Origin of the sequence: Duganella fentianensis (assembly GCF_964031615.1) — a bacterium.
Taxonomy (GTDB): domain Bacteria; phylum Pseudomonadota; class Gammaproteobacteria; order Burkholderiales; family Burkholderiaceae_D; genus Rugamonas; species Rugamonas fentianensis_A.
On sequence record NZ_CAXIQN010000013.1, the window covers coordinates 356,451 to 369,436 of the forward strand.

Genomic DNA, 12,986 nt, shown 5'->3' on the forward strand with positions numbered 1-12,986 from the left:
CCATTCGGTTCGACCGAATGGGGCCTTTCTTTTTCCATCAATGAGGAGGCCTACAATGGTTACACTTGCACGAAAATTTCGTTTCACCCAGCGCGACCTGGATCGGTTGCCGCCTTGCCCCGCTGAGTCGGCGTCGAAAGCCTATGAGGTGAGCGACACTGACGTGACCGGGTTGCGTTTATCCGTCACCAAGGGCGGCAGGAAATTCTGGTTCTGGCGCTACACATTCGATGGGCGTAAGCGCGCTGCCAAAATTGGTGAGTATCCAGCTACGGACCTCGCTGCCGCCCGTAAGCGCGCCAGCGAGATGCGCTCCATGCTCGACCAAGGCAAGGATGCTCAGGCATCCAGGGATGAGCTAAAAGCTATGCCGAGCTTTACAGAGTTCACGGAAAGGGAGTACATGCCTATGGCACGGCAGACCAAGCGGTCGCACAAGGACGATGCCCATCGTTTGAAAAACCACTTGCTCCCGCGCTTTGGTCACAAGAAGCTATCGGAAATTACAACACGCGAAATTCAGGCCTTTATCGGCGAGGTTGCAAAGTCACGTTCGCCGGCCACTGCTAATCGTATTCTGTCGCTCCTCGCACGTATGCTCAAGCTTGCCACCATTTGGGGCATCATTGAAAAGAATCCATGTTATGGCATCGCTAAGTTTCGAGAGCAGCGCACGCGTGAACGATTCCTCACCCGTGACGAAATAGCGAGGCTGTTTCAGGCTATGGAGGGTGACAGGCATAGCTATGGCGTTGCCGGAATCAAGTTTTTGCTGCTGACCGGGCTGCGGCGTAACGAGGCTTTACGTGCGAAATGGGAGCAGGTTGATCTTGGGCGCGGCCTGATGCATTTGCCTCAAACTAAGTCCGGCAAATCCCGTCATATTGTGCTAAGTGCTCATGCTCGGATGCTTTTGGAAGAGCTACCGAGTCGCGGGCATAGTCAGTGGATTTTTCCAGGGAAGAACCTTGCTGATGACCTCCCCGTTTATAACATCGACAAGTGCTTGCAGCGATTGCTTGAGAAGGCAGGCATTGAACGTATGCGCGTGCACGACCTGCGTCATACCTACGCATCCGTCATGGCGCAGAATGGCGTGTCGCTGTTCGTGATTCAGTCGGCGCTGGGACATAGCTCGCCGATGATGACCATGCGCTACGCCCACCTTTGCGATACCGCGCTCAGGGACGCGACCAACGTCGTTGGAAATGTTGTTAGCGCGGCGCTTAGCGGTGATGCCGGTGGTTTGCTGATGGACGAAGCTGAAGGGGGAATGAGTCTGGCGCCAGGTGTTGCCGGCAGTGCTGAAATATGTAGGTAGGTAAGTAGATGCGAGACATAGTGTGCCAACGGCCTCGGCCGTTGGTACTTTTCTACCATTTTTTTGTGGTTGATCTCTTACCTACCTTTCCCATGTGGTTTCATTTCTTGTACGGGGGATATATAGCTACAGATTTGAAACCACCCACGATGCAGACGATGAGCGTATTGGCCTCGGCGCTGCCGTCCCATGTAGACTTGTAGCTTTCCGGCTTCGGTATACCTTAAGCTGGCTATCGGACTACAACGAACTCGGGAGAGGTAGAAATTGATGATGGATCGCAGGAGAATAGAGTACAAGCAGTTTAAGGATGTCTTTGCGGACGGCTGTGAGAAAATCGCGATGGTGAAAGCGCGCGAAGCGCAGTTCGACGACACAGTTGATCAGATCAATGCTGCTTGCGAGGATTATCTCGAACGCTTGAGGCTGACCGACTACGGCCGGGTTCTGAGCGCCGATCCTGAACTGGAAAAGGTCTATATGGATCTCGACTGCGGCCTTCAGAAGATGCTTGAAAAGATGCGCAGCAGTCCGAATTTTAGTCCTGACCACCCTGCCATAGCGTGGATTGAAGAAAGCGAGCTCGAACGACATTTCATGTTTCTCGGCCGAATCGCTGGTGTCTTTCATACATTCCGCGATAAACCTAGAATTTTCGACACGGAGAGTGAGCGTGAAGAACGCGAGGCTTTTTGCCTCGCCGCTACCGAGTTTATTGAACGCGCCCGTTCGTTGCTCGATCACGCTACTGTCGGACTTGTGTACCCTAAACAAGTCACAGGAGGGATACTACGAGCATCGCAGTCACTGGAGGATTTGTTGCCAAAATTAATTCGGCAGTCGAAGTCAGACGGTTTTGGGGCGAATCCTTTCCAAGGTGGATCGACCAACATTGTGCGACAGTTTTCGCTGGCGGTATGTTTGCTCGCGTTCGAGATATTCGGTTGGATCACGCCTCGGGTTCTCGACTTGTTGCTAGAAATGAAGTCCACGACGGCAGATGAGTTTGGCCTGACGCGTTGGATACGTACCCAAGGAAAGTCGGGCGCCACTCGGAAGCGCGACCTGCGACGCTACGTGGAGAAGTCGCTAGACGTTGCGCTTATTGCCTCTGAGAGAGAGAAATGGGCTACTCAGGATTTCATTAAGTTTTTCAATGCAAACCGCGAAATGCTCATCTATGAAGACGACAGCCCCAATCGTGTTTTTCTTGGCTGAATGTTGACCATCAAAAATCTGTCCGCCCTGTTGGTTACGTTTTCGCTCCGGGGCAGCGCCTTTCAACGTCTGCATGTGTTGCGAGGGGGAGGAAACCTGTCCGGGGGGTAAAAACATAGGCCCAAAATCGGTTCTGTTATCAAACAACAGAGCCGAAAAATGTCACACATCGACGTCCCCAAAGCTGTCCAGACCCTGCCCGGCGAAGGCGCCAGCCGTCGCCAAATCGAGCGCGCCGTACCGGGCGTTCCTGGCCTGCGCCTGGCGATCTACCCATCCGGTCGCCGCACCTACATCTATCGCTTCCGCGATCCCATCTCGGGCCGCAAGACTTGCCACACCCTCGGTACGGCGGACTAATCGTGAAGCTGACCGAGGCCATCAACAAAGTCTACCAGTGCGAAAAGCGACTGGCAAAAGGCTTGCGCGTGGAGTGTCTGACCCTGACATTAGGACACGCCTTCGACACGATTTATCTGCCCTCCATCCATCGTGAAGGTAGCCGCAAGACGCATCTGAGCCGCTTCAACGCCCACATCCGTGTCGTTCTGGGTGACCGCCCGCTGGACAAAATAACGTTCGCTGAGCTGGTCGATTTGGTTGACCACGTACGTCCATCGCAAAAGTGCCGCCGAGCTATTGGCAAGTTGAAGGCGAGCACTCGCAATCGCATTGTCGATGAACTGAAGGCCATCTTCAGTAAGTTCACTCAACTCGAACTTATCGAAGCCAATATCGCTAAGGGCTTGCAAAAAATCCCAGAGCGTAATCAGCGTACCCGCATTCTGCGTGCTGACGAACACGCTCGCTTCTTCGCGGCATTGGGTGACGCGCCGCTCAAAACCCGACTCTTGGTGACATTACTGGTTCTGACCGGTATGCGTCTGGGTGAGGCGCTCTCGGCACGCTGGGATTTTGTTGATATGGACAATCGCATCATCCGTCTGCCAGATACAAAAGGTGGCCGCCCACGTGTGATTCCGTTATCGGTGGAAGCCTGCTCTGTCTGTCAGCAATTGCAGGGTATGCGTCGCAACGCGTATTTGTTCCCAGGTCGCGATGCTGGCCCCATGTCACGTCCCGGTCGTCAATTCAAGGCGCTGTTTTCTGCTGCTGGCGTCGAAGGTCTATGGATTCACGATCTGCGACGCAGCTTCGCCACTCGTATCGCTGAAGTTCTGCCGACGCATGCTGTAAGCGCGATCCTCGGCCATTCGAGTACTGCAGTCACCGAACGCTACTTAGTGGCTTCGGACCTGCGTTTGCATGATGCAGCAGACCGTATTGGCCAGCAACTCGCCCCCATGATTTCTGGTTCGCCGAGATCTGACCCAACATCGTGAAGGCTGAAGCTTATGAATTTAGCCAGAGCTCCACCGCGTTTTTAACGTGGCATTAACCGAGTTGCTGGTAAGGCATTGATCCTTGCCAGTGGTAATCACCAGTTTTTTTATATGAAAGTTCACTATGGCTACTAAAAGCATTCGCGCAGTAAGACTCCCAAGCGGCGGTTCGCTCCTCATCACATTAATTGCCCAGGCTGTTCCCCTTGCGGAGGGCGTTGGCATCATGAATGATCGCGGCCGTATGATCGGTTGGATTGCAATTCCTGGACCTCATGATGAGAACCGTGGCGCCAAGTTCGAGATGGTGTTGGATATTTTTAATGAACTGATTAATGCGCCGCGCAACGCTACCCAGCCCAACTGGGATTTCCTAGGAACCGAGGCACCATAGGTGCCTCTCCAATGATCGGCAGCATGCTTTTACAGCTTGGATGGTAAAGCATGCTGCCGACATTCATGGGCCTTCTTGCCCACCTTTCCCAGTTTCACAAAGCCGCCGAGTGGCGGCTTTTTTTTCGGTGGTACTGGTTTCAATTTCTACATGGGGGATATATAGCATGAAAAATGAAACCGCCGCGCCGTTGTGCGGCTTGGCTGCTTCACCGCCACAAGTTGGCCCTATCGATGACACGCAGCGAGATGCCGAGTTGATGTCATTCTGCGATGCGAATTTTTCTGACATGATGCATCATTCGTTGGAACACCCACCGGCTCACGAAGCACACAAGCCCAACGAGGCCATAAAAGATTATGAACGTGAACGTTTCTCTATGGCGCTGCGTGTCGGTAATACATTGCGGCCCCAAGTTGCCACGATTAATGTCAAGAAGAGTTCACGTCCAACGCTGGGCTTAGGGCCACGCGTATTCGTTGGTTTCGATGCCGAGTGGCAGTTTTCTCGGAAAGGGCGGAACCGCATTCTGAGCGTTCAGTTTTGCCTTTTCAGCCCTACAGGTGAGAAACTGGGCAAGGTTATTCATCGCGAGGGCAATGATGCTGAGACAGAGCGGCCGAGCCTCTCGCAAGCAATCAACGACCTGCTTGAAGAAGCCACGGACGATGGAATTATCTACGACTGGCCTATAGAAGTTGTACTGTGTGGTTTCTTCACTCGTGCCGACATCACTGTCTTCTCCGACTTCAAAAAAATTCGGCATGAGCTCAGTGGCGTCGGTGGCACCCTCGTTACTGTAGGCGAAGCCGTTAAAATTGAATTACCTATGACTGAGAAGCGGCAGCAACAACTCAAAAGCCGTTACCAGTATGTGGTCGATTCGCATTTCGAGCCTAAACTGCTGAAAGTCCGCCTGGTCGATGCCAGCCGCTTGGCGCCACCTGGTAAGTCACTTGCCTATCTTGGTCAGGTGCTCGACCTGCCGAAGATAGACTTGCCGGCACGGTTCGACAAGAGCGATATGGCAGCTTTCCAGCGCAAGGAAAAAAAGAAGTTTGAGGCCTATGGCCTGCGCGATGCAGAGATCGCCGTAACCTACGTGCTCTGGGTGGTGTGGTTCTCAACGCGCCATCTCGGCCTGGACATGGGCAAGTTTTCGGCCACCGCCAGCGGCTTGGCGGTTCGGGTTGCTGAAGCGTGTATCCGTAGCGACGATGTGGCGCTCAATGTGGCTTTGAATTACGAAGAGAAGCAGGTCACCCGCTGGGACAATAATAGCAACAGGGCGCGCGTACATAAAAAACGCGTGCCCAAAAGTGTCCGCGCATGGCTAGAGCCCTTCTTGGCCGACGTCTATGTCGGTGGACGAAATGAATGCTATGTGTTTGGCCCGACGGACATCAAGCGCTTCTTTGATCCCGATTTGGCTGGCGCATACCTGACAGCGTTGGCGTATCTCTTTGTACTGGATTACGATAAAGCCTTCATGACGAACGACGTCGACAAATTCACCGGCCACGTCGCTGGGTTTGCGTCGGTTTCTTTCAAGTTTCCGAGCGGCACGCGCTTTCCATGCCTTCCGGTGTCAAGCGAAGAACGTGGCCTGTTGTTTCCATTGAGTGGTGAATCGCGGTGTACGGCACCAGAAATCGAACTAGCGCGCAACATGGGTGCTGAGATCAAAATTAACTTCGGAATAGTCATCCCCTGGATGGCGCGTGAAGAGGTGTTTTCTCGCAGTGCTAAGGCCGCTACAAGACGTACCAAGAAAAAAAATAGAGTTAGTGTCGTCATGGATCAGTCGCCAGGCGACGATGCCGGTGAGTGTGACGATCCTTTATTTAAGAGTTGCAGCAATGCATCCTCAAGTAAAAATGAGGATGAGGGCTACCGTCTGTTCGAAAGCTTTGCAGCCTTCATCCGCGAGCAGCGTCGGCCGTACAAGCGGAAGACGCTGCCTTTCGAATTCGTCAAGTTGCTCGGCAACAGTCTGTACGGGAAGACCGGTCAAGGATTCAAGCAGAAGCGCACATTTGGACCTAAAGAAATGGACAGCGTCGTAGTCGGTCCATCCCGTGTATCTGAGGCCGCTGTGGCTGGTCTGGTGTGTGGTTTGATCCGTGCCGTAATCGGCGAAATCCTGTGGAAGCTGCCAAATGATGTTACTGCCGTCTCAGCTACTACTGACGGCTTCTTGGTCGATTGTCCCATCGACCAGTTGGACCTAAGTGGAACGATGTGCCAGCGCTTCCAGGGACTGGTCGATCTCGTTTCTCCCGGTTCTCATATGCTAGAAAACAAGCACCAGGTGATGCAATTGTTTGCCGGCCGGACGCGCTTGCAGTTCACGACCATGGTCGATGGTGAACACCCGACAGTGACCGCAAAGGGTGGCGTTAAGCCTGGCCCCGACGTTAAAGATGAAAATGCGTACATGCTGGACCTGACACTCAATCGTGTTCCGGGCCAGAAGCAATCGTATGAGTCTTTTATTTCGATGCGCGATCAGCTCACGCTCGGTTATGACCTTCAAATGGAGCGTCGAGAAACGACATTGAACCTGGAGTACGATTTCAAACGTCGGCCCATTTCTGATAGTGCACGCATGGTCGAGATCGCCGGTGCTGGTGTAAGCCACCTGGCGTTCGACACAGAACCCTATCCAGTTGCTCAAGATGCGGTGCTCGATCGTTTGATATTCGATAACTGGCGTAAGACAAATTGCCTCAGGACGGTCGAGGATTTTCGGAGCTGGGAAGCATTCCGCGCTTTCAATGTGGCAGGGCGGAAGCGCAGGCCTGCTGACGATGCTGGCGAAAGTGGAGCGTCTTCTGGTACACGCAATGCGACCGGTCGCAAGAACCTGACTAAGGACGGTTATGTCGGAGTGGCTAAGCGCGTGTTTCTTGCTGCGTATCAGAAGCGCATGTGGGGCCTGAAAGGTGCTGACATGAGCCAGCGCGCGCTGTCTGATTGGCTTACCGAGCTCGGTTACAAAACCTCCTTGTCGGCCGTCAAGAATGGTACAGGTGAGCAGCCGGACGAGCATGTCGTACCGGCTGTACCTGAAGTGATGGCGTTCCTGAATGTTCTGAAGGAGCGCTTCGCAGGACTCGAAATCGAGCGCTTCCTGATCGCTGATGAGTAACTTCTACCCTGTAAAATCAGTATTCTTCGGGCAGCAGTAATGTCGTTGACGAGCGGTCGGCTTCGGTTATTATCCACAGCCGCTTGTCGCCGACGGCATAGGACGACAGCACGCGCGCACCGACGGTCAACGCATAATCGTTGGCGCGTGCGTCCTCTGGCGGAACATCGCCCCAATGACCGCTTTGGTGCAAAGCCAATAGCGCAAAGGCGGAAGTCTCGTGCGTCGCCAAGAGATTTAGCGCCCCGGGTGTGGACACGACGCTGCCCAATGGGAAGCGGCGCACTGATGTTGAATTATTCATAGTAGGGTCCCTAGAAAAAAGAAGCGACGCCGTTGGCTTTTAAACCAAGGGCGTCGCGGGTTGAATGTGAAAATGAGCGCGGTCGTCAACGACCGCGCGGATCGGGCTTACTATCGAAATGAGAAGCTCAGATCGACATCGAACTTCCTGCACGCGACGACATACAGCACTGTCGGCAGGATAATGGCGACTGGTCCGGCGGCAGGTAGAGCGAATTTGGCGGCGTTGAGCAGAGCGGAAAGCATTTATGACCTTTCGTTAATAGTTGTGCAGGGCTCATCAGGCTCGGAAGCCCGACTTGCATCGCATTGGTCGGCGACCAAAATGATGATATTGGAGTGATCGCAATGATTGGCGCGTGGACCGGCGCCATAGTTCATCGACAGACCGGCTCTGGTGGGTTACGGGTTTCTGTCGTAAGTAGTTGCGGGGGTTTCCCGCAACTGCGAAACAGGTCGATGTCACCCTACTGGAGATGTCCATGTCCAAATCTACGAACCTAAATAGCAACCTCGGTCGTCAAGCGCGCTTGCGGCTTTCGCCTTACCAGGTGGTGCGTACCGACTGGCTCGCAAAGGCAGCAGTGTTGCCTGGTCGCACGCTGCACTACGCAATGGCTGTATTTATGTTGGCAACCATTGCAAACTCTTCGACGGTCTCGCCAGGGCCGAAGACGCTGGAGAAGTACGGTGTATCGACCGATTCGTCGAGTGATGCGCTAGCAAGGCTGATTGCTGCTGGCTTGGTAAGAGCTGATCGTAAGCGGGGGCGGGCGCCGCGCATTACGCTGCTGGAAGGGCCTGATAAGTTACTGGCGTTGAGGAAGGAAATTGCGGGGGTGTCGTGAGTTGGTCCGCAATGGTCGTCGCTAGTCAGTACCAGTATCCATAGTCCAACAGTTCGTGTCTAATGGCGTCGATTAGGATGTGATTTGGATTGGGCGAGCGCTGGATGTCGGCCACGCTGACGAAGATCCGCTCGACGTGCTCGTCATTCAGCCTGTAGGCTTTAGCCGAATGGAAGTCGTCCGGCTCGATGCCGACGATGGATGAATCGACCGGTATGACGATCTCGACGAAGTCGTCCACAAGCAGACCGTCAATTAATGCCGCGATACCTGTTACGCTGACGACTACACCCTCTGAAATCAATCTGTCGACAGCCACGAATTCCCCGGCGTCGTCCGCGTCGCACGGTGCAGGGCGCAATTCGACAAGATACTCGTTCAATGGGGATTGGAAATGTACGGCGCGGCTGTCGCTGAGGTTGATTGGCTCGCCTGACCAGTAGGCCACGATGTCAGCGTATTGAGGCGGCAGATCGGGTGCATTCTCGAAAATGCAGCCGCGCAGATTGGACGGCATACTCACCGCTCGCGCGCACGGCAACTCTGATGTTGGGCTAAGTGTGATCGCCACGTGGGCGTTAGCCGGCAGGATCGCCAACTTGAGTTTGTTGGCATTCTTAAGATAATAGCCGGGCGAATGGAGTAGGTCGGCTTCGTCGTCGGACATCGACATGCGCGTGTAGTAATCGATGTCTTTGATGGCGACGGCCGTCGCCATCGCCTCGGGTGTGACGTAGATGGTCGCTTGTGCTTGCATTGTTTTCTCCTTATTTCTTGGTGTGAGGCACGCTAGTCGGCTATGGCGAAGCCCTTGCGTACGAGTTTGAGTTTGTGGCGCTGTTCGATCATGGGACGGTTGGCGTGGAAGAGGTCAGTGCTTCTTGCCCCTTGCACCGTATGCACCTGCTTTGTTTCGATCGCTCGCCTGATGACGGCCTCGCCGGCATCGGGATCGAAACAGAACTGGTGGTTGCTGTAACCAACGCGGTCCACGTCATACTGGCCGCTGAAAATGAATCGGCGCGCGTCCGCCATCGAGTGCATCAAGATGACCTGGAGGGGTTTTCCGGCGCGCGGTGACTTACCGATGAAGTAGCGTGGGTAAGTGTCGGAGCTTGATACCGCTTTGAACTCATAGGCAAACTTCGCTGCAAGCACCTCGATCACATCGAACGACAACGCGATCACGTCGATGTCGTCATACTCGATGTGTACGCGAGGGTTCAGCAGATGTTTGACCATGCCGCCGAACAGCATGACGTCGGGCTGGGACATCAGGTATGCGGCCAGCCCTTCGTTGTCCTGCACAATTTCGTGGCCCGTGCTGTCGATAGTCGAGAGATAGCGGCCACTCAGGCAGAGCGACTTGGGAACGAACACGATGCCTGAGTGTCCGAACGACAGCCGCGCCATATCGAGCGGGAAAATCGAGTTCAGGTTTTCGCGCAAGACCAAGCGCTTGCCAAGTTTTCTGCGCAGGACGGCGTACTGGCCCTTGAGGGTGATGATGTCGTCGGTCGGCAGGGCGGGCAACACCAGTGAATACTCGATGTCCATGTCGTCCCATTCGTGCCGGTGGTGCTCGATTTCGTCCAGGACACCTGCGTCGAGTGAGATGGATACGTAATCGACGATGCCCTTGAGCTTTGCGACGTGCTTGACCTCACGTGTGATGATCCGAACCTTGAACCCGTTCGTTTGGATGACGCGGATCATGGCCAGCAGTTGATCCGCGTATTCCTCAAATCTGTACAGTGGATCGGCGCCGCCACTAATCGTGATAAACGATTTAGTACATTTCTTGATAAACGTCGAAATGGCTTCTGCACTTTGTCCACCATGTGGCAACAGCAACGAGTCACGCCAATTGCAGTAGCCGCAGGCCTTGATGCAGCCAAACCCCTTTGATTTCCAGTTCACGATGATCGTGAAGTTCTCTTGATAGGATTTCATTGATCGTCTTCCTTGTGGCGCTTATGAATGGTTGTCAGGTCTTTTTCTTGCCGGGGGGCTTCTGGGTTGTCTTGTGCTCCGATTCCACAGCAACGGTATCGACGGGCGTCGCGCCGGCTTCGCGGGCATCGATCTGTATTAGCGTGCCGGGTTCGGCGAGCGCTGATTTTTTCCACGCGGTCCAGTCGCTGGTAACGGCGTGCTGTGTTTCACGGCCAGGTGCTGGGCATAGCAAGTCTTCTGCTCGCAGTACCGCCACCATGAAGCCGGCATTGTTGGCGCTGCGCCCGACGAAAGCGGACTGGAGCGTCTTCGACGGAAATGGTCTTTCTGGCTCGCACTTCTTTACACAGGCTTCGATCGCGTCGAATGGCACGCGCTCGCGGCTGAAGTAGCCGCCGCCGTTGTTGCCGGTGATGGTGATGTAGATGGTGGTGCGATCGGCGTCGGCGAGCACCTGATAGGAGATGCTGCCGTCGCCATACTTGCTGACCTTCTTCGCGGTACCGCTTCTGAGAAGCCAGAGGGTTAGGGGCTCAGGGGCGGGCGTGTGGTCGCCTTGCTCGACGGGCGCGGTAGTAGTTGTGACGATATCGGTCGTGACTGGGATGGATTTATTTGATTGGGACATGCTGATCCTCGCTCATAGGTAGGTGTAAATGAAAAGCCCCCGCTGACATCGCTGTCAGCGGGGGCCTTGTCGGTCTTGATTTGCTGGGTCCAACACCTTTATTGGCGTTGGACTTATTGCTCTAGCTTGTGAATGATATGTGTACGAGTACTGGATCAGTTACCGAGCGGTCTAAACTGGCGTTGCGGACTATTTTTGTTATGCCGCTTTTACCAAGAAGGCCGCTGTTCGGATTCAGAGGAATGATATGGCTCTGAACTTGAGTGTAGTTCGTGTTATCGGTGTAATTTTGGGCATTTGATCGCCACCGGTGAAAGCGATTGGTGTGACAATGTGAGAGATTTTATTTCGTCCCGGCGGGTGAGTTGAGGCATTTTGCATGCCAAGTGCCCGTTATTTGCTAAAAAGTCAACAAATACAGATACTTCCCTTACCACAGACCCGTACCGGTTGACCTAAACTTAATTTTGATCCACTGTTATTTGATTGGGATTGTCGTTTAGCAAATAGTCGGCTATCTTATGGCCTAACCCCCTTGCTCCTCCCTCAGCAAATACAAAATGTGACATAAGTTCTGTCGTATCTTCACCAACAAATACCCCGTTTAGCTTAACGCGCACGACCCCGATAAAGCCAGTATTCGGCGGAAGAACAGGGTTAACAGCGGTAAAAATCTCGAACCCTCGATAGTAGCTTGTATTGAATTGACCCATTCTTTTCTCCAATCAATCCAATCCTAACATGGAGAGAATGAAAGCTTGCATTTTCATCATCGCATTAGTGTGCATTCTCTGAATTGGGTGGCAAACTTCCCCTGACTATGGGGTGATAGACAATAACTGTGCAACACGCTCGGAGAGGTACTGGCATAATATAACCACAATATTTTCTGGTCTACGCAGTGCTATGAAATTCGGAGTCATCATGATAGCTCTGGGCATTACCTGTCCTTGGAGTCTGACTGCTTCAGCATGTGAGCCAATACGCATTGGCTACCTCGATAAGGAAAGGCCGCCCTACTGGCTAGGAACTGGACAAGAAATTCCGGTCAAACCCGGCGCGTCAGTTGAACTTGTTAAACGCTTCGCAGCTAGTGCTGGATGCGACACCAATCTAGTTCGCCTCCCAGTCATGCGGATAAAGCAAGCGCTTGCGTCCGGCGAACTGGATTTTGCCCCGATGGATTCTAGCGCGAAGGATACGGTTGGCATTGTGTTCCCGCGAGACAAAGGTCAGCAGTTGGACATTGCGCGAGCGCTTCCTTTGAACATTGTGGTATTCGTTCGAAGTACCGATCAAATACCGCAGACTACTGATCCAACCGATTACTTCCAAAATAGGTCGCTTGGCATCACATTAGGCTCAAGCTACAAACTTCGCTTACAGTCTCTGGGCCTAAAGGTTGACAGCGGCGCTGTAGATATTGCTCGCAACCTTGAAAAACTAAGATTAAAAAGAATTGATGGATTTGCAGTTTCAGTAACATCACCAAACGACATGGATTCATATATAGCTCAAAAGTACAAGGGAGCAATCGTTAGACTAGTTCAACCCATTCTAACTGACCATATTTGGCTCGCTGCAAGCGAGAGCTACTATCTGATGCATAAAAGTCAAGTTGAAAAAATGTGGTCTTGGCTTGGTTCATCTGGCACCAAAGAATTCAGCGCTTTACTGAAGGAATACTCCGACCCCCAGCTGAAAATCCCACATGACAGGTAGCGGCTGTTAGTTTGCATTTGATTCTGACCCGTAATTTGCACCGAATTCTGACCCGCTCTTCGGATGATTTCTTCGGATTTATTGGGGTACTAAATTGTGCTT

At 53.2% G+C, this 12,986-nt stretch carries 13 protein-coding genes; 8 read left to right on the plus strand and 5 right to left on the minus strand.

Annotation, left to right across the window (positions count from 1 at the left end; translation table 11 throughout):
• Positions 1-55 precede the first annotated feature (55 nt).
• The 6 genes from ABNT42_RS09610 to ABNT42_RS09635 all read left to right on the plus strand — a co-directional run bounded on the left by ABNT42_RS09610 (position 56) and on the right by ABNT42_RS09635 (position 7,427).
• Positions 56-1,321, plus strand: coding sequence for a tyrosine-type recombinase/integrase (locus ABNT42_RS09610; RefSeq protein ID WP_348696459.1), 1,266 nt, complete (start codon positions 56-58; stop codon positions 1,319-1,321).
• Positions 1,322-1,588: 267 nt separating this feature from the next.
• A complete protein-coding gene (locus ABNT42_RS09615; RefSeq protein ID WP_348696461.1) occupies positions 1,589-2,539 on the plus strand; it encodes a hypothetical protein in 951 nt (316 codons plus the stop codon).
• 159 nt (positions 2,540-2,698) lie between these two features.
• The gene (locus ABNT42_RS09620) at positions 2,699-2,899 is read left to right on the plus strand and encodes a hypothetical protein (RefSeq protein WP_348696463.1); all 201 of its coding nucleotides are present in this window, start codon (positions 2,699-2,701) and stop codon (positions 2,897-2,899) included.
• A 2-nt stretch (positions 2,900-2,901) separates the two neighbouring features.
• Positions 2,902-3,882: a site-specific integrase gene (locus tag ABNT42_RS09625; protein WP_348696465.1), complete on the plus strand. Its 981-nt coding sequence runs from the start codon at positions 2,902-2,904 to the stop codon at positions 3,880-3,882.
• A 124-nt stretch (positions 3,883-4,006) separates the two neighbouring features.
• Entirely contained in the window at positions 4,007-4,276 is a 270-nt protein-coding gene (locus ABNT42_RS09630) for a hypothetical protein (protein ID WP_348696467.1), read from the plus strand.
• A 166-nt stretch (positions 4,277-4,442) separates the two neighbouring features.
• Positions 4,443-7,427: a hypothetical protein gene (locus ABNT42_RS09635; RefSeq protein ID WP_348696469.1), complete on the plus strand. Its 2,985-nt coding sequence runs from the start codon at positions 4,443-4,445 to the stop codon at positions 7,425-7,427.
• Positions 7,428-7,443: 16 nt separating this feature from the next.
• Here the strand turns inward: ABNT42_RS09635 and ABNT42_RS09640 are convergent, their stop codons facing one another.
• Positions 7,444-7,731 (minus strand): hypothetical protein, encoded by a 288-nt coding sequence (locus ABNT42_RS09640; protein WP_348696471.1) that lies wholly within the window; start codon positions 7,729-7,731, stop codon positions 7,444-7,446.
• A gap of 481 nt (positions 7,732-8,212) precedes the next feature.
• Here ABNT42_RS09640 and ABNT42_RS09645 point away from each other — a divergent pair, with 481 nt between their 5' ends.
• Positions 8,213-8,578, plus strand: coding sequence for a hypothetical protein (locus tag ABNT42_RS09645; RefSeq protein WP_348696473.1), 366 nt, complete (start codon positions 8,213-8,215; stop codon positions 8,576-8,578).
• Positions 8,579-8,603: 25 nt separating this feature from the next.
• Here ABNT42_RS09645 and ABNT42_RS09650 read toward each other — a convergent pair whose 3' ends face one another.
• The 4 genes from ABNT42_RS09650 to ABNT42_RS09665 form a co-directional block, all read right to left on the minus strand.
• Positions 8,604-9,335, minus strand: coding sequence for a hypothetical protein (locus tag ABNT42_RS09650; RefSeq protein ID WP_348696474.1), 732 nt, complete (start codon positions 9,333-9,335; stop codon positions 8,604-8,606).
• A gap of 32 nt (positions 9,336-9,367) precedes the next feature.
• Positions 9,368-10,531, minus strand: coding sequence for a hypothetical protein (locus ABNT42_RS09655; RefSeq protein WP_348696476.1), 1,164 nt, complete (start codon positions 10,529-10,531; stop codon positions 9,368-9,370).
• A 34-nt stretch (positions 10,532-10,565) separates the two neighbouring features.
• Positions 10,566-11,162, minus strand: coding sequence for a hypothetical protein (locus ABNT42_RS09660; RefSeq protein WP_348696478.1), 597 nt, complete (start codon positions 11,160-11,162; stop codon positions 10,566-10,568).
• Between the two features lie 461 nt (positions 11,163-11,623).
• On the minus strand, positions 11,624-11,875 hold the full coding sequence (locus tag ABNT42_RS09665; protein ID WP_348696479.1) for a hypothetical protein: 252 nt from the start codon (positions 11,873-11,875) through the stop codon (positions 11,624-11,626).
• A 211-nt stretch (positions 11,876-12,086) separates the two neighbouring features.
• Here ABNT42_RS09665 and ABNT42_RS09670 point away from each other — a divergent pair, with 211 nt between their 5' ends.
• Entirely contained in the window at positions 12,087-12,884 is a 798-nt protein-coding gene (locus tag ABNT42_RS09670) for a hypothetical protein (protein WP_348696481.1), read from the plus strand.
• Positions 12,885-12,986: the final 102 nt, after the last annotated feature.